The sequence below is a fragment of the Streptomyces sp. NPDC001410 genome (assembly GCF_042895235.1).
Taxonomy (GTDB): Bacteria; Actinomycetota; Actinomycetes; order Streptomycetales; family Streptomycetaceae; genus Streptomyces.
In genome coordinates this window covers 93,682-110,524 of sequence record NZ_JBIAWE010000012.1, presented here as the reverse complement: position 1 = coordinate 110,524, position 16,843 = coordinate 93,682, and the positions used below count along the sequence as shown (strand labels likewise).

13 protein-coding genes and 3 tRNA genes are annotated in these 16,843 nt (G+C 71.9%); 8 read left to right on the top strand and 8 right to left on the bottom strand.

The window, feature by feature from the left end; genetic code table 11:
• Window positions 1–46 precede the first annotated feature (46 nt).
• From ACFY3C_RS26315 to ACFY3C_RS26295, 5 genes are all read left to right on the top strand, one after another.
• On the top strand, window positions 47–2,338 hold the full coding sequence (locus ACFY3C_RS26315) for a DNA polymerase III subunit gamma and tau (protein WP_390772470.1): 2,292 nt from the start codon (window positions 47–49) through the stop codon (window positions 2,336–2,338).
• A gap of 130 nt (window positions 2,339–2,468) precedes the next feature.
• Window positions 2,469–3,755 (top strand): phosphoribosylamine--glycine ligase, encoded by a 1,287-nt coding sequence (gene purD, locus ACFY3C_RS26310; RefSeq protein ID WP_390772469.1) that lies wholly within the window; start codon window positions 2,469–2,471, stop codon window positions 3,753–3,755.
• 276 nt (window positions 3,756–4,031) lie between these two features.
• A complete protein-coding gene (locus tag ACFY3C_RS26305; protein ID WP_390772468.1) occupies window positions 4,032–5,876 on the top strand; it encodes a hypothetical protein in 1,845 nt (614 codons plus the stop codon).
• Between the two features lie 265 nt (window positions 5,877–6,141).
• Window positions 6,142–7,638: a N,N-dimethylformamidase beta subunit family domain-containing protein gene (locus ACFY3C_RS26300; protein WP_386580382.1), complete on the top strand. Its 1,497-nt coding sequence runs from the start codon at window positions 6,142–6,144 to the stop codon at window positions 7,636–7,638.
• Window positions 7,639–7,731: 93 nt separating this feature from the next.
• Window positions 7,732–8,631 carry a phosphoribosylaminoimidazolesuccinocarboxamide synthase gene (locus tag ACFY3C_RS26295; RefSeq protein ID WP_390772467.1) on the top strand — a complete coding sequence of 300 codons (900 nt, stop codon included), beginning with the start codon at window positions 7,732–7,734 and terminating at the stop codon, window positions 8,629–8,631.
• Window positions 8,632–8,676: 45 nt separating this feature from the next.
• Here ACFY3C_RS26295 and ACFY3C_RS26290 read toward each other — a convergent pair.
• The 8 genes from ACFY3C_RS26290 to ACFY3C_RS26255 all read right to left on the bottom strand — a co-directional run bounded on the left by ACFY3C_RS26290 (window position 8,677) and on the right by ACFY3C_RS26255 (window position 13,188).
• A tRNA-Gly gene (locus tag ACFY3C_RS26290) sits at window positions 8,677–8,752 on the bottom strand.
• 23 nt (window positions 8,753–8,775) lie between these two features.
• Window positions 8,776–9,390: a response regulator transcription factor gene (locus ACFY3C_RS26285; RefSeq protein ID WP_390772466.1), complete on the bottom strand. Its 615-nt coding sequence runs from the start codon at window positions 9,388–9,390 to the stop codon at window positions 8,776–8,778.
• The gene (locus ACFY3C_RS26280; RefSeq protein ID WP_390772465.1) at window positions 9,387–10,628 is read right to left on the bottom strand and encodes a sensor histidine kinase; all 1,242 of its coding nucleotides are present in this window, start codon (window positions 10,626–10,628) and stop codon (window positions 9,387–9,389) included. The genes ACFY3C_RS26285 and ACFY3C_RS26280 overlap by 4 nt, the downstream gene beginning before the upstream one ends.
• Window positions 10,629–10,642: 14 nt before the next feature.
• Window positions 10,643–11,422, bottom strand: coding sequence for an ABC transporter permease (locus tag ACFY3C_RS26275; protein ID WP_390772464.1), 780 nt, complete (start codon window positions 11,420–11,422; stop codon window positions 10,643–10,645).
• Entirely contained in the window at window positions 11,419–12,357 is a 939-nt protein-coding gene (locus ACFY3C_RS26270; protein WP_390772463.1) for an ABC transporter ATP-binding protein, read from the bottom strand. Before ACFY3C_RS26270 ends, ACFY3C_RS26275 begins: the two co-directional genes overlap by 4 nt.
• A 130-nt stretch (window positions 12,358–12,487) precedes the next feature.
• Window positions 12,488–12,560 (bottom strand) — tRNA-Gly (locus tag ACFY3C_RS26265).
• A gap of 82 nt (window positions 12,561–12,642) precedes the next feature.
• Window positions 12,643–12,714: transfer RNA gene (locus tag ACFY3C_RS26260), tRNA-Gly, on the bottom strand.
• Between the two features lie 156 nt (window positions 12,715–12,870).
• Window positions 12,871–13,188 carry an Lsr2 family protein gene (locus ACFY3C_RS26255; RefSeq protein WP_031164632.1) on the bottom strand — a complete coding sequence of 106 codons (318 nt, stop codon included), beginning with the start codon at window positions 13,186–13,188 and terminating at the stop codon, window positions 12,871–12,873.
• A gap of 311 nt (window positions 13,189–13,499) precedes the next feature.
• Here ACFY3C_RS26255 and purS point away from each other — a divergent pair, with 311 nt between their 5' ends.
• Genes purS through purL form a run of 3 tightly spaced genes read left to right on the top strand, consistent with a single transcriptional unit; the run spans window position 13,500 to window position 16,695 of the window.
• Window positions 13,500–13,763, top strand: a complete 264-nt coding sequence (gene purS / locus ACFY3C_RS26250; protein WP_015659417.1) for a phosphoribosylformylglycinamidine synthase subunit PurS — start codon at window positions 13,500–13,502, stop codon at window positions 13,761–13,763.
• Window positions 13,760–14,440: a phosphoribosylformylglycinamidine synthase subunit PurQ gene (gene purQ, locus ACFY3C_RS26245; RefSeq protein WP_389178530.1), complete on the top strand. Its 681-nt coding sequence runs from the start codon at window positions 13,760–13,762 to the stop codon at window positions 14,438–14,440. The genes purS and purQ overlap by 4 nt, the downstream gene beginning before the upstream one ends.
• Window positions 14,437–16,695 carry a phosphoribosylformylglycinamidine synthase subunit PurL gene (gene purL / locus ACFY3C_RS26240; protein ID WP_390772462.1) on the top strand — a complete coding sequence of 753 codons (2,259 nt, stop codon included), beginning with the start codon at window positions 14,437–14,439 and terminating at the stop codon, window positions 16,693–16,695. The genes purQ and purL overlap by 4 nt, the downstream gene beginning before the upstream one ends.
• The last annotated feature ends 148 nt before the right edge of the window (window positions 16,696–16,843 follow it).

Below are 16,843 nucleotides of genomic sequence, written 5' to 3'. Positions count from 1 at the left end.
CCTTCGGCGGGGTGGGTTGTCAGTGGGCGCCTATAACCTCGTATGCGTGTCGTCTCTCGCGCTGTACCGCCGCTATCGCCCGGAGACCTTTGCCGAGGTCATCGGGCAGGAGCATGTCACCGACCCGCTGCAGCAGGCGCTGCGGAACAACCGGGTCAATCACGCGTACCTGTTCAGCGGGCCGCGTGGCTGTGGCAAGACGACCAGCGCACGGATCCTGGCGCGCTGCCTGAACTGTGAGCAAGGTCCCACGCCGACCCCGTGCGGGGAGTGCCAGTCGTGCCGGGACCTGGCGAGGAACGGGCCCGGGTCCATCGACGTCATCGAGATCGACGCAGCGTCGCACGGTGGTGTGGACGACGCCCGTGAGCTGCGCGAGAAGGCCTTCTTCGGGCCCGCCTCCAGCCGGTACAAGATCTACATCATCGACGAGGCCCACATGGTCACGTCGGCCGGCTTCAACGCGCTGCTGAAGGTCGTCGAGGAGCCGCCGGAGCACCTCAAGTTCATCTTCGCGACCACCGAGCCCGAGAAGGTCATCGGGACGATCCGGTCGCGTACGCATCACTACCCGTTCCGGCTCGTGCCCCCGGGGACGCTGCGGGAGTACCTCGGCGAGGTCTGCCAGCGGGAGAACATCCCGGTCGAGGAGGGTGTGCTGCCGCTCGTCGTGCGGGCCGGTGCAGGCTCCGTGCGTGACTCCATGTCCGTCATGGACCAGCTCCTCGCCGGTGCGCGGGAAGAAGGTGTGACGTATGCCATGGCCACCTCCCTCCTCGGCTACACCGACGGCTCGCTCCTCGACTCCGTCGTCGAGGCCTTCGCCACCGGTGACGGCGCCGCCGCCTTCGAGGTCGTGGACCGGGTCATCGAGGGCGGCAACGACCCGCGTCGTTTCGTCGCCGACCTGCTGGAGCGGCTGCGGGACCTGGTGATCCTCGCCGCTGTGCCGGACGCGGTGGAGAAGGGGCTCATCGACGCCCCGGCCGACGTCCTGGAGCGCATGCAGGCCCAGGCAGGCACCTTCGGCGCCGCCGAGCTGAGCCGCGCCGCCGACCTCGTCAACGAGGGCCTCACCGAGATGCGCGGCGCCACCTCGCCCCGCCTCCAGCTCGAACTCATCTGCGCCCGCGTCCTGCTCCCCGCCGCCTACGGGGACGAGCGGTCCGTGATGGCCCGCCTCGACCGCCTTGAGCGCGGCGTCAACTTCGTGGGCGCGGGCGCCGCACCCGCCATGGGGTACGTTCCCGGACCCGAGGCCCACGCGGGCATGGCCCAGGGCGGTGCGCCCGTGCCGCCCGGCGGTGGTCCCGCCGCCGCTCGTGCGGCCGTGCGGGCCTCGGGTGTGCAGGGTGGACCAGTTGGTCCGGGCGGCTCCGGCGGCCCGGCTGCAGGGGCGCCCACGGCCCCTGCGCCTGTCCCTGAGCCCGCCCCGGCACCGACTCCGGCACCCCCTGCGCCCGCCCCGGCAGCGGTTGCTCCGGCTGCCCCCGCCCCGGCACCGCCTGCTCCGGCAACCCCTGCCCCTACGGCGGCCCCGGCTCCTCCCGCCGCTCCCGCCCCCGGCGCCTGGCCCACCGCCGCCCAGGCCGGCAGCGGCCGGCGTCCCGGTGGCTGGCCCACGGCCGCTCCCGCGGGCGGCGCCCCGCAGAGCCCCGCGCCGGCCCAGCCCCAACCCCAGTACCAGCCCCGGCACCAGGCACCTGCTGCCTCAGCGGCACCCCCGGCCCCGGCCCCGGGCGCCGCCCCCACCGGCGGCCTCGACCCCCGCATGCTCTGGCCGAACATCCTGGAGGCCGTCAAGAACCGCCGCCGCTTCACCTGGATCCTGCTCAGCCAGAACGCCCATGTGGCCGGCTTCGACGGCACCACCCTCCAGCTCGGCTTCGTCAACGCCGGCGCCCGCGACAACTTCGCGAGCAGCGGCAGCGAGGACGTGCTGCGACAGGCGCTGGCCGAGCAGTTCAACGTGCAGTGGAAGATCGAGGCGGTCGTCGACCCCTCGGGCGGCTCGGCGCCCCCGCCGTCCGGCGGCTCCTCGGGCTTCGGCGGTGGCGGCGGTGCGGGCTACGGCGCCCCCGCCGCACCTCGCCCCGCGGCATCCCAGCCGTCGGCCCCCGGGCCCGCCGCACCCCAGGGACCCGCCCCGGCCCAGCCGCAGTACCAGGCACCCGCCGCCCCGCAGTCCGTCTCGGCCTCCGAGCCGCCCCCTGTCGCCCCTGAGGACGACATCCCCGAGGACGACGACCCCGACCTCAACGAGTCGGCCATGTCCGGTCACGAACTGATCGTGCGGGAGCTGGGGGCGACGGTGGTGGAGGAGTTCTCGAACGAGTAGGAACGAGTAGGAACAAGCCGGCGCGTGCTGCACGAGGGGCCGAGGCCCGCACCGGCACCACCCCGTTCGTAGGAACGCACAGCTTCCCCGCCGCCCGACCTTCGGCAACCTTGCCATTAGGCTGACCCCCGTGAAGGTCCTCGTCATCGGTACCGGCGCCCGCGAACACGCCCTGTGCCGCTCCCTGTCCCTCGACCCCGACGTCACCGCGCTCCACTGCGCTCCCGGCAACGCCGGCATCGCCGAGGTCGCCGAGCTGCATCAGGTCGACGCGCTCGACGGCAAGGCCGTGGCCGCGCTGGCCGGGCGGCTCGAAGCCGACCTCGTCGTCGTCGGCCCGGAGGCCCCGCTGGTCGCCGGTGTCGCCGACGCCGTGCGCGAGGTGGGCATCCCGGTGTTCGGCCCCTCCGGGGAGGCCGCGCAGCTCGAGGGGTCCAAGGCCTTCGCCAAGGACGTGATGGCGGAGGCCGGGGTGCCCACGGCCCGGTCGTACGTCTGCACCACGGCTGAGGAGGCCGCCGAGGCCCTCGACGCCTTCGGTGCCCCCTACGTCGTCAAGGACGACGGGCTGGCCGCCGGCAAGGGTGTCGTCGTCACGGACGACCTGGAGGCCGCCAAGGCCCACGCGGCCGGCTGCGAGCGGGTCGTCATCGAGGAGTTCCTCGACGGGCCCGAGGTGTCCCTGTTCGCCATCACCGACGGCCGTACCGTCGTGCCGCTCCAGCCCGCGCAGGACTTCAAGCGCGCCCTGGACGGCGACGAGGGCCCGAACACCGGCGGCATGGGCGCGTACTCGCCGCTGCCGTGGGCGGACCCGAAGCTGGTCGAAGAGGTGCTGGAGACGGTGCTGCAGCCGACGGTGGACGAGTTGCGCCGCCGTGGCACGCCCTTCTCGGGTCTGCTCTACGCCGGGCTCGCGATCACCTCGCGCGGCGTCCGGGTCATCGAGTTCAACGCCCGCTTCGGCGACCCCGAGACCCAGGTCGTGCTGGCCCGCCTGAAGACCCCGCTGGCCGGCGTCCTGCTGGCCGCGGCGAAGGGCACCCTCGACGACCTGGAGCCCCTGCGCTGGAGTGAGGACGCGGCCGTCACGGTGGTCATCGCCTCGCACAACTACCCCGGCACCCCGCGCACCGGCGACCCGATCACCGGCCTGGACGAGGTGGCCGCCGAGGACGCCCCGCACGCCTACGTCCTGCACGCCGGGACGAAGCGGGACGGCGACGCGATCGTCAGCGCGGGCGGCCGGGTGCTGTCCGTCACGGCGACCGGCGAGGACCTCGCCGCGGCCCGCGAGCGGGCGTACCGGGCGGTGGCCCGCGTCCGCCTGGACGGTTCGCAGCACCGCACGGACATCGCGGCGAAGGCTGCGGGCGCAAACGAAGCCGAGCCCGCCGGGGAGTCGGCGGAGGCGTAAAGCCGCCGGTCGCGCGCATTTCGTACCCACTCAGGCCCCGGACGAAAATCCGGGGCCTGATCTTTGCTGTCTGTCATCCACCTCTGACCAAAGCCATTCCATCGAGTGAGCAATCAGCCATCCGGCTGACGGGGGCCGAGGCCCCAACTAGGGTGCGGCGCAAGCATTCCGGCACTTGGCCCACCGGCATTGCGATGTCGGTGGCGGGTGCCACAGTGGGGGAGTGAGCAACGCCAGGACAGCGTCGGATCCGCAGGGAGGGGGTGAGGTCCGCTCGTGACCGGAATCGGTGTGGAGGTGGGTGCGCAGGCCGCGCGCTCGCGGGCCCTCGCCGTGCTGCGCATCCGTGGCCGGGCGCTGGCCGTGGCCGTGCTGCCGGCGGCCGCCGAGGTGATCCTGCTGACCGGCGGTTCCACCGGCCATCTCGTCGGCCCGGTCTGGTCCGCCGCCCGCTGGGTCGTCGGCGTGCTGGCCGTGGCCGTGCTGCTGGCCGCCGCCGGTATCGCCCTGGTCGTGGCCCGCGCCCGCCCCGCCGTGACCCCCACGGTCCCGATCTCGGAGGACTCCGCCCCGGACCTGTACCGGCTGGTGCGCGACCTCGCCGACCGGCTCGAAGTCCCCGCGCCCTCGGCCATAGCGCTCACCCCGGACTGCGACAGCTGGCTGGAGGACCGCACCCACCCGGCCCACGGCCCGCCCCCGCGACCGGTGCACGACGAGCTGGCGGGCCCCGGCCAGGGATCCGGTTTCGGCGCTCACCGCCGAGCCGTCACCGCCCCGGTCCTCGTCATCGGCTCCCCGTTCCTGTGGTGGATGCGGGTCGGCGAGCTGCGCGCGGTCCTCGCCCCGGTCGTCGCCGGTACGGGCCCCTCCGCGCACCCGGACATAGCCGCCGCCCGCCGCTTCGTGCGCGGTCTGGACGCGGCGGTCGGCGTGGCCTCGACGCCCGGCCGCTGCCCGCTCACCCGGGCCGTGTGCGCGGCCGTCGGCTGGGTCGCCCGGCTGATGCTGCGCGGCTGCCGCGAGCACGCGGCCCTGATGGAGCGCGGGGTCGCGGCGGCGGCGGCCGAGCGCGCGCAGGCCGTGGACTACGGACTGCGGATCGTCGCCCAGGAGCAGGTCGGCCTCGCCTACGCGGGCTGGGACCGGCTGCTGACCCGGGTGGCGCTGCCCGCCTGGCGCATGGGCCGCTGGCCCGCCCGGCTGGACGCGGGCGTCGTGGCCGCGCTCACCGAGCTGTCCCGCCGCGACCGGCTGGCCGAGGGCTTCGCCTCCCGCCTCGGCGAGCGTCCCGCCTGCGACCTCCTGGAGGAGCCCGGCGCGGTGGACGAGGCCGCCTCCCTGCTCGCCGCCCGCCTCTTCCACGGCGGCCCGGCCGAGTGCGGCCCGGACTGGGCCCCGGTGGACTGGCAGACGTACCCGGAGGAGGTCGTCGACCGCACCTGGCGCGCCGACGCGGCCCGCCTGCACCGCGTCCTGGACTCCCTGGGCGTCCGCCCCACCGCCGACCCCGCGGCCCCCGAGCCCGCAGGGCCCACCCTGGCCCGCGTCCTGGACCACCTGACCGAGCCCCCCGCACAGAGCCCCCCGCAGGCCGCCGACGGCGAGCACCCTCCACAGGGGCCACCCGCACCCGACGACGAAAGCCGCACGGGTGGTACGGGTGGGAACCCGATCCCCGCCGAAGGCGAAGCCGAGGCGGACCCGGCCGAAGACCCCGGCACGGAACGCAGCGCCGCCCTCGCCGCGGTCCTGACGGCCGCGCTGGCCCGCGAGGAGGCCGCCGTGCCGAGAGGCGCGACCGCCACCGGCCAGGGCCCCGACAGCGCCCTGTGGGACGACGGCGCGCTCCCCCTGTTTCCGCTGCAGCCCCCGCGTACCGCCCGTGACCTGCTCGCCGATCACGTCACGGCGATGGTGTGCTGCGCCGCCGTCGACACGGCCGGGGCGGCCCCCGGTCTCGACTGGCTCGACGGCCCCTCCCTGCTGCTGGGCGGCGAGCGGGCCGCCGACCTCGCGCCCAAGGTGCTCAGCCTGATCGAGGAGGGAGACCCGGGCCCGCTGCGCGACTGGCTGGCCGAGTCCGGGATACGCCCGGAGAAGCCGGTGCGGCTCGTCTGAATCCGGCCAGAGCCGAATGCCGTGGTCTACCCGGCGGCCTGGGCGTTGTAACGGAGAAGCGTCTTCCACTTCAGGTCAATTCGCAACGAATAGTGACCAGACCCATGCGTTATGTGATGTGCTGGGGATCGACCTCGCACATGGCAAGCGCATGCGACATACGACAGCACGTCATACGACAGCAGCACGTCATACGACAGCACGACCGAGCACCACACCGCACCACCGTCAGAGCGACACGGGGGCATGAGGGAGGGGAGCGACCATGGCCTCGGACCACATCCGCCGCTGGGAGTCCGGAGCACTCGCGCACGCTGTCACGGACCCCTTCGGCCAGGGCCCGGTCCCCTGGCTGCGCGGCAGTGAGACCTACTTCGACGACACGGGACACGTCGTGCCCTGGTACGTCGACCCGAGCCCGCCCCAGCCGGCCGGGGAGCGGCCGCGCGTCCCCGCGCCGCGCTCGGCCGGCTCCGGCCCCCGCTCGGCCGACGACGTGCACCGGCAGATCAAGGGTTTCACCTCCACCGGAGCGGTCACGCCTGGCGCGGCGATCGACTTCCACATCACGGTCGACCCGCCCCAGCAGTTCAGCGTGGACATCTACCGCATCGGCCACTACGGCGGCGACGGCGCCGCCAAGATCACCACGAGCCCCCGGCTCTCCGGCATCGTCCAGCCCGCGCCGCTGGCCGCCGACCGCACGGTCTCCTGCCACCACTGGTGGCTGTCCTGGCGCCTCCAGGTGCCCTCCCACTGGAGCATCGGCGCCTATGTGGCCGTCCTCACCACCGCCGACGGCTACCGCTCCCACGTGCCGTTCACGGTCCGCGACGACCACCCCGCCGATCTGCTCCTGCTGCTGCCCGACATCACCTGGCAGGCGTACAACCTCTACCCGGAGGACGGCCACACCGGTGCCAGCCTCTACCACGCCTGGGACGAGAAGGGCCGCCTGCTCGGCGAGGCGGACGCGGCCACCACGGTCTCCTTCGACCGCCCGTACGCGGGCGCGGGCCTGCCCCTGCACGTGGGCCACGCCTACGACTTCATCCGCTGGGCCGAGCGCTACGGCTACGACCTCGCCTACGCCGACGCCCGTGACCTGCACGCCGGCCGCGTCGACCCCAGCCGGTACCGGGGCCTGGTCTTCCCCGGCCACGACGAGTACTGGTCGGTGTCGATGCGCCGCGCCGTCGAGGACGCCCGTGACCGCGGCACCTCACTGGTCTTCCTCTCCGCCAACACCATGTACTGGCAGGTGGAGTTGGGCCCCTCCCCGTCCGGCGTCCCCGACCGGCTGCTGACCTGCCGCAAGCGCAAGGGCCCCGGAAAGCCGGTGCTGTGGCGCGAGATCGACTGGCCCGAGCAGCAACTGGTCGGCATCCAGTACGCGGGCCGGGTCCCCGAGCCGTACCCGCTGATCGTCCGCAACGCGGGCCACTGGCTGTGGGAGGCGACCGGCGCGCACGAGGGCGACGAGATCGAGGGCCTGGTCGCCGGGGAGGCCGATCGTTACTTCCCGCGCACCCCGCTGCCCGAGCACGAGGAGCGCATCCTGCTCGCGCACTCCCCCTACACCGACAACGACGGCGTCCTGCGCCACCAGGAGACCTCCCTGTACCGCGCTCCCTCCGGCGCCTGGGTGTTCGCCGCCGGCACCTTCGCCTGGTCCCCGTCCCTGGACCGCCCGGGCCATGTGGACCCCCGCATCCAGCGGGCCACGGCGAACCTGCTGGACCGCATCTGCAAACGGGACTGACCCCCGGGCGGACCCCCACCGCCCCCCTGGCCGAAACCGATCGCCCCCATAAGGGAGAATCGAGGCACTTGGACAGAACCACGGGGAGGAACCGTGTCCGGATTCGTAGAAAAGCCCGAGCCGATCCAGGTTCCGGGCCTGGTGCACCTGCACACCGGAAAGGTGCGCGAGCTGTACCAGAACGAGGCGGGCGACCTCGTGATGGTCGCCAGCGACCGTATGTCCGCGTACGACTGGGTGCTGCCCACGGAGATCCCCGACAAGGGCCGCGTCCTCACCCAGCTCTCCCTGTGGTGGTTCGACCAGCTGCGCGACCTGGCCCCCAACCACGTGCTGAGCACCGAGCTGCCCGAGGGCGCCCCCGCCGACTGGGCGGGCCGCACGCTGGTCTGCAAGTCCCTGAAGATGGTCCCGGTGGAGTGCGTGGCCCGCGGCTACCTCACCGGCTCTGGCCTGGTGGAGTACAACGAGTCCCGGACCGTCTGCGGCCTCGCCCTCCCCGAAGGCCTGGTCGACGGCTCGGAACTGCCCGGCCCGATCTTCACGCCGGCCACCAAGGCCGAGGTCGGCGAGCACGACGAGAACGTCTCCTACGAGGAGGTCGCCCGCCAGGTCGGCGCCGAGACCGCGGTCCAGCTGCGCCAGGCCACCCTCGCCGTGTACTCCCGCGCCCGGGACATCGCCCGCGACCGGGGGATCATCCTGGCGGACACCAAGTTCGAGTTCGGCTTCGAGGGAGACACGCTCGTCCTCGCCGACGAGGTCCTCACCCCGGACTCCTCCCGCTTCTGGCCGGCCGACCAGTGGCAGCCGGGCCGCGCGCAGCCGTCGTACGACAAGCAGTTCGTCCGCGACTGGCTGACCTCGGCCGAGTCCGGCTGGGACCGCAAGAGCGAGCAGCCCCCGCCGCCGCTGCCGCAGCACGTCGTGGACGCGACCCGGGCGAAGTACGTGGAGGCGTACGAGCGCCTGACGGGTATGAGCTGGGCCTAGGGCCTGACACGAAAGGCCCCCGGTGAGAACCGGGGGCCTTCGTTGTGGAGCGGACGACGAGGCTCGAACTCGCGACCTCAACCTTGGCAAGGTTGCGCTCTACCAACTGAGCTACGTCCGCATTGCGCCGTGGCGCGAGGCCAACTATACCCAACCTCGGTCGCGTGCGAGACGCACTGCCGCATGACGGTTCTCCGCACCGAGCTTCATGACGGCCGAGGAGAGGTAGTTCCGCACGGTTCCCGGCGACAGCGCGGCCCGCTCGGCGATCTCCCTGACCGGCGCGCCGTCGGCCGCCAGCTCCAGCACCTCGGCCTCCCGCGCGGTCAGCGGGGAGTCCCCGGCGGAGATCGCGTCGGCGGCCAACTCCGGGTCGACGTAACGGTTTCCCGCGTGCACGGTCCGGATGATCTCGGCGAGCCGCTGGGCGCTGACCGTCTTCGGGACGAACCCCCGCACACCGGCCGCGAGCGCCCGCTTCAGGTGCCCGGGCCGGCCGTGACCGGTGACGATCAGCACCTGGCAGCCGGGCAGTTCGGCGCGCAGAGATGTGGCGACCTTCACACCGTCGGCGCCCGGCATCTGGAGATCGAGGACGGCCACGTCGGGTTCGTGCGCCCGCGCCATCGCCAGTGCCTCCGGCCCGCTCGCCGCCTCCGCGACGACGATCAGGTCGTCCTCCAGGGAGAGCAGGGCGGTCAGCGCGCCCCGGATCAGATGCTCGTCGTCGGCGAGCAACAGCCGTACCGAGCTGCTCATGAGGTGACTCCGCTCACTTCCTGTTTCACCGGTACCTCGGCCACCAGCCGGAACCGGTCCTTGCCGACGAGTCCGGCCTCCAGCGTCCCGTCCACGGCGGCCAGCCGTTCCCGCAGTCCGGTGAGTCCCGAACCGCCGCTGCCGGCCGGGTCCGCCGCCCCGTCGTTCTCCACGGTCAGCACCACACGCCCCTCCCACACCTGCAGCCTCAGTGCACACCGTCCCGCGTCCCCGTGCCGCAGCACGTTGGTGGCCGCCTCGCGCACCACCCAGCCGAGTGCGGACTGCACCTCGGCGGGCAGCCCGTCGGACTCGGCGCGGACCTCGCAGACGATCCCGGCGGCCGTCAACACGCCCTGCGCACCGGCGAGTTCGACCAGGAGATCGGCCTCCCGGTAACCGCGTACGACGTCCCGCACCTCCCGCTGCGACTCCTGGGCGATGCGCTGCACCTCGATCATCTGCTCCACGGCCTCCGGCCGCCCGCGCCGGGCGAGTTGCACGGCCAGTTCGCTCTTCAGGGAGATGACGGAGAGGTTCCGCCCCAGCACGTCGTGCAGATCGCGGCCGAACCTCAGCCGCTCCTCGGCCACGGCGAGCCGGGCCTCGATCTCCCGGGCGCGTTCCGCCTCCCAGAGCACGGACAGGGTCCAGGCGCCGCAACGGGAGGCCGTCAGGGAGAAGCCGGTGGCGAAGGCGGTCACCACCAGCGTGGCGAAGAGACCGATACCGCTCGCGCGCACCACTGCGAAGGCGGCCACGATCAGCACCGCGAGGACCGCGGCCCGGCGCAGGAGTACGGGGATGGGCACGGTGAGCGCGTACGGCATCCCGAACGACATGAGCACCGCTCCGGTCGCGAGCCGGGTGGTGACCGGATCGGTCCCGCCGACCGCGGCGAGCGCCACGATCGTCCCGAGCGCCAGGGCGAGCAGCATGGTGGGAGCGCGCAGGGTGCGTGGCGGCAGCTGGGTGCGCCCGAGGTAGTGGTCGAGCGCGGGCCGGAGCATCCGGCTCGCCGTCACGCACTGCAGGAACGCCACGGCGACCAGCACAGCGCCGAGCGTCATCGGCAGGGGCCGCCGGTCGAGCCCGCCCACCAGCGGCAGTGCCAGCCAGCTGAGCGGGAACACCCAGAGGCCGGCGTGCCAGGTGACCACGCTCTGCAGCTCGACCCGCTCGGCCTTGCTCCGCTCTGCCCAGTGCCGCTGCTGCCACCGCCGTATCCGCCCGACCATGTGTGCCCCCGTGCTCAGCGCCGCGGCTCCCACCGGAACCACCGCCGTACAGCAAACACCGCCACGACGGTCCAGGCCAGCGCGGTCGCCACGGCTCCCAGCACCTCGTACGCGCTCAACTGGCCGGTCCAGCCGCCGCGGACCAGCCGGATCGCGGGGGACAGCGGAAGGAGTTCGCAGACGGAGGCGAGCCGGTCGGGCAGGACCTCGGTCGGGATCGCGATGCCGGAGCCGATCATCGAGAAGAGCACCAGCGGCAGCGCGGTGACCTGACCGCTCTCCACGCTTCGGGTGACGGACGCGGTGAGCGCGGCCAGCGCGGCGCTCAGCACGAGCCCCGCCGCCAGCCCCAGCAGGGTCAGGTACGGGGCCTTGGGCGCCCCGGTGTCCAGCAGCACCGCGCAGCCCGCGCACAGCAGCAGGGCCTGGGCGAGGCCGAGGCCGACGGCCGGCAGGGCCGTGCCGGTGAGGATCTCGGCGTCGGAGAGTTCGCCGGTGCGCAGCCGCTTGAGGACGAGTTCTTCGCGGCGGGCGACGTAGGCGTTGACCAGGGAGGTGTAGACGGCGAAGAGGAAGGAGAAGCCGATCGCGGCCGTCATCATCACCGCGCCGACGGAGAGCCCTTCCTTCTTCAGGTCCATCTGGTCGAGGGCCGGCCGCACGCTGAACGGCAGGGCGAGCGGTACGACGAGCGCGGTGAGGACGACGCTGCGGTTGCGGCCGAGAAGGGCGAGTTCGGCGCGGGCCAGCGCCCGCAGCCGCCGGCCCGCCGGAGCCCAGGCGAGAGTGCTCATGCCATGACCTCCTGCTCCCGCGCGATCCCGAGGAACGCCTCCTCCAGCGAGGCCGAGCGCACATCGAGCCGGTGCAGCTCGACCCCGGACCGCTCGGCCCAGGCCAGCACCCCGGCGGCGGTCCGCTGCAGCTCCCGGGTGCGCAGCCGTACGAGGCGGCCGTCGCTCTCGTGCCCGCAGACGCCGAGGCCGGCGAGGGGCGGCAGATCGCCGAGGACGTAGCCGTCGGGCAGCTCGAAGGACATCCGGGAGGGCCGGCCCGCGGTGACCTCGGCCGGGGTTCCGGAGGCGGCGATGCGGCCCTCGTGCAGGATGGCGAGCCGGTCGGCCAGGCCTTCCGCCTCCTCCAGGTAGTGCGTGGTGAGCAGCACGGTCGTGCCCGCCTCCCGCAGGCCGCGCACCAACTCCCAGGTGTCCCGGCGGCCTTCGGCGTCGAGCCCGGTCGTCGGCTCGTCCAGGAACAGCACTTCGGGGTCGCCGAGCAGGGCGAGCGCCAGATCCAGGCGCCGCCGCTCGCCACCGGACAGCTGCTTGACCCGTACGTCGGCCTTCCGGGCCAGCCCGACCAGCTCCAGCACCTCCGTCTCGGGCCGCGCCCCGCTGGTGCAGGCCGCCCACATCCGGGCGGTCTCGGCGATGGTCAGGTCGGAGGGGAAGCCGCCCTCCTGGAGCATCACCCCGGTCCGCGGGCGTACGGCGGCCCGCTCCCGGTAGGGGTCGTGGCCGAGGACGCGGACCCGTCCCCCGGCCGGTGCCGCGAGGCCTTCCAGCAGTTCGACCGTCGACGTCTTGCCCGCGCCGTTGGTGCCCAGCAGGGCGAAGATCTCCCCGCGTGCCACGGAGAAGGTGATTCCGCGTACGGCCTCGAACCCGCCCCCGTAGACACGCCTGAGGTCGGTGACCTCGATCACGTGCTCGTGTTCGTTGGTGTTCATGCCTTCAGCGTCCCGGCGCGCGGGCCGGAAGAGCAGTGCGCGGTGTCATCGCCCGGCATGACAAATGTCAGGCGGACGCTTGCGGGGATGCGAAAAGACCCCGGCCCATTGGACCGGGGTCTCATTCCCGAGCGGACGACGAGGCTCGAACTCGCGACCTCAACCTTGGCAAGGTTGCGCTCTACCAACTGAGCTACGTCCGCACTGCTCCCGACCGGCTCCCACCGATCGGTGCGAGCACCAGCCTACCTGATCCACAGGAGTGGTCGTGTCGACCGGTGCCAGAGCGGGTGACAGGAATCGCACACTGCGCCTTCCCCCTGGAAGGGGGATGTTCTACTACTGAACTACACCCGCACGGTCCGTGGGATCCGGCCTCTCGGCCTCGCCCCTCGGCGTGTCCCAGACATTAGCTGATCAGCAGGGGGGTAGCGCAAGTCGGTTCCCGGCGCGGCCAAGTGCACGGCCCTCAGGGTTCGCTGACGAACCCTGAGGGCCGCCCCTTCGCGGGCTTCACTGCGCGGCGCTGAACGCCTCGTAGACCTTCTTCGGGATGCGTCCGCGCGCCGGCACGTCCATCTTGTTCGCCTGGGCCCAGGCCCGGACGGCCGCCGGATCGGGAGCGACCTCCGTCTGCTTGTACGCCTTGCCGGAGCGCGAGCGCTTGCGACCGGCCTCCACGTAGGGCGCGAGCGCCTTGCGCAGTTTCTTGGCGTTGGTTTCGTTCAGGTCGATCTCGTACGACTTGCCGTCGAGTCCGAAGGCGATCGTTTCCGCCGCTTCCGAGCCGTCGATGTCGTCAAAGAGAGTGACCACGACCTTTTGCGCCACGAATATCGGTCCCTTCGTGCGGCACGTCGATACAGCTCATCGGCGATGACGTGCCGAGTATCGGCTATTGCCAATTCATTTGTACAGTGCCCGGCAATGCAAAGTGAAGCCCGACTAAATCCGTCAGCGTGTCCCAGTGCAATAGGTGTCGTGGGCGGACCCGTGGAACTTTCCCAGAACTTTTCGTGAGGGTACCCGCCTGTCACCCGATCGTGATGCGCCTCACGTAGTTTCCTACAACTCTACTCGCGTAGAAATTTTGTGCGGGTAGTCTGAAGGAACCTGCTCAGCACCACACACCGGGAGTGCCAGTGGCACGCGTCGTAGTCGACGTCATGCTCAAGCCGGAGATCCTCGACCCCCAGGGCCAGGCGGTCCAGCGTGCGCTGCCGCGCCTGGGTTTCGAAGGGATCTCGGACGTACGTCAGGGAAAGCGTTTCGAACTGGAAGTTGACGGGCCGGTTGACGAGGCCGCGCTCGCCCGCATCCACGATCTTGCGGAATCCTTCCTCGCCAACACCGTGATCGAGGACTTCACCGTCAAGGTGGAGGAAGTCGCGGAGGCCGCGAAGTGACCGCTCGTATTGGCGTCGTCACTTTCCCGGGGAGTCTCGACGACCGGGACACCCAGCGCGCGATCCGGCTCGCGGGCGCCGAACCGGTCGCCCTCTGGCACAAGGACAAGGACCTCAAGCAGGTCGACGCCGTGGTGCTGCCCGGCGGTTTCTCCTACGGCGACTATCTGCGGGCGGGTGCCATCTCCCGGTTCTCGCCGGTGATGGAGTCCGTCATCGAGCAGGCGAAGGCCGGACTTCCGGTCCTCGGCATCTGCAACGGCTTCCAGATCCTCACGGAGGCCCACCTCCTTCCGGGCGGGATGCTCGGCAACGACCACCTCCACTTCATCTGCCGCGACCAGAAGCTGCGGGTGGAGAACGCGGGGACGGCCTGGACCAGCGACTACCGCGAGGGCCAGGAGATCCACATCCCGCTGAAGAACATGGACGGCCGGTACGTCGCCGACGCGTACACGCTCGACAAGCTGGAGGCGGAGGGCCGGGTGGTCTTCCGCTACCTGGACTTCAACCCGAACGGCTCGCTCAACGACATCGCCGGCATCACCAACGAGGCCGGGAACGTCGTAGGCCTCATGCCGCACCCGGAGCACGCCGTCGAGCCGCTCATCGGGTCGGGCCGTACCGACGGCCTCCCCTTCTTCACCTCGATCCTCAAGAAGCTGGTCAACGCATGAGCCGGACGCCTCTGGACACGGTCGAGCACGCGGCCGCGACCCCCGACGTCGAGCTGCCCTGGGCCGAACTCGGTCTGAAGAAGGACGAGTACGAGCGGGTCGTCGAGATCCTGGGCCGCCGCCCCACCGGTGCCGAACTCGCCATGTACTCGGTCATGTGGTCCGAGCACTGCTCGTACAAGTCCTCCAAGGTCCACCTGCGCCAGTTCGGCGAGAAGGCGCCCCAGTCGGACGCGCTGCTCGTCGGCATCGGCGAGAACGCCGGTGTCGTCGACGTCGGCCAGGGTTACGCGGTCACCTTCAAGGTCGAGTCGCACAACCACCCCTCCTACGTCGAGCCCTACCAGGGCGCGGCCACGGGTGTCGGCGGCATCGTGCGCGACATCATCGCGATGGGCGCGCGTCCGGTGGCCGTGGTCGACCCGCTGCGCTTCGGCGCGGCCGACCACCCCGACACCAAGCGCGTCCTGCCGGGCGTCGTCGCCGGCATCGGCGGCTACGGCAACTGCCTGGGTCTGCCCAACATCGGCGGCGAGGTCGTCTTCGACGCCTGCTACCAGGGCAACCCGCTGGTCAACGCCGGTGCCATCGGTGTCATGCGGCACGAGGACATCCACCTCGCCAAGGCCTCCGGCGCGGGCAACAAGGTCATCCTGTACGGGGCCCGGACCGGCGGCGACGGCATCGGCGGCGCCTCGATCCTGGCCTCCGAGACCTTCGACGACGCAAAGCCGTCGAAGCGCCCGGCGGTCCAGGTCGGCGACCCCTTCCAGGAGAAGCTCCTCATCGAGTGCACCCTGGAGGCCTTCCGGGAGAAGCTGGTCGTCGGCATCCAGGACCTCGGTGCGGCGGGCCTGTCCTGCGCCACGTCCGAGCTGGCCTCCAACGGCTCCGGCGGCATGAGCGTGACCCTGGACGACGTACCGCTGCGTGACTCGACTCTCTCGCCCGAGGAGATCCTCATGAGCGAGTCGCAGGAGCGCATGTGCGCGGTGGTCGAGCCGGAGAAGGTCGACCGCTTCCTGGAGATCTGCGCCAAGTGGGACGTCATCGCCACGGTGATCGGCGAGGTCACCGACGGCGACCGTCTGGAGATCTACTGGCACGGCGGCAAGATCGTCGACGTCGACCCGCGGACCGTGGCCCATGAGGGCCCGGTGTACGAGCGCCCGTACGCCCGCCCGTCCTGGCAGGACGAGCTGCAGGCCAACGACGCGAACAAGCTCGCGCGGCCGCAGACCGCCGAGGAGCTGAAGGACCAGGTCCTGAAGCTGGTGGGCTCGCCCAACCAGGCGTCCAAGAAGTGGATCACCTCGCAGTACGACCACTTCGTGCAGGGCAACACGGTGCTGGCGCAGCCCGAGGACTCGGGCATGATCCGCGTCGACGAGGAGACCGGCCTCGGCGTCGCCATCGCGACGGACGGCAACGGCCGCTACGCCAAGCTCGACCCGTACACGGGTGCCCAGCTGGCACTGGCGGAGGCCTACCGGAACGTGGCGACGACCGGTGCCAAGCCGCTCGCCGTCTCGGACTGCCTGAACTTCGGCTCCCCCGAGGACCCGGCGGTCATGTGGCAGTTCGCGGAGGCCGTGCGCGGTCTCGCCGACGCCTGCCAGCAGCTGGGCACCCCGGTGACCGGCGGCAACGTCTCCCTCTACAACCAGACGGGCGAGGCGGCCATCCACCCGACCCCGGTGGTGGCCGTGCTGGGCGTCATCGACGACGTCGCCCGCCGCACGCCGGTCGCCTTCCAGGAGGAGGGCCAGCTCATCTACCTCCTCGGGGACACCCGGGAGGAGTTCGGCGGCTCGGCCTGGTCCCAGGTGGTCCACGACCACCTCGGCGGCCTGCCCCCGCAGGTCGACCTGGAGCGTGAGCGTCTGCTGGCCGAGATCCTGATCTCCGCCTCCCGCGACGGCATGATCGACTCCGCGCACGACCTGTCCGACGGCGGTCTGGTCCAGGCGGTCGTGGAGTCGGCGCTGCTCGGCGGCAAGGGCGCGCGTCTGGTCGTACCGGACGGGCTCGACGCCTTCACCTTCCTGTTCTCCGAGTCGGCCGGGCGCGCGATCGTCGCGGTGCCGCGCTCGGAGGAGGTCCGCTTCAACGACATGTGCGGTGCCCGGGGTCTGCCGGCCGCCCGCATCGGTGTCGTCGACGGTGAGTCGGTGGAGATCCAGGGCGAGTTCGCGCTGACCCTGGCCGAGCTGCGCGAGGCGCACGAGGGCACGATCGAGGCGCTGCTGGCGTAAGCGGTCACAGCCCTGCGAAGGCCCCGCCCGGGACTCCGGGCGGGGCCTTCGCTCGTGCTAACTTCGGTCGCGCAGTCGGCTGTTACGGGGGAGCAGTGAGCAGTTTCCGGAGCGAACACATACCTGATCCTTCGGAATCGGCCCGCGT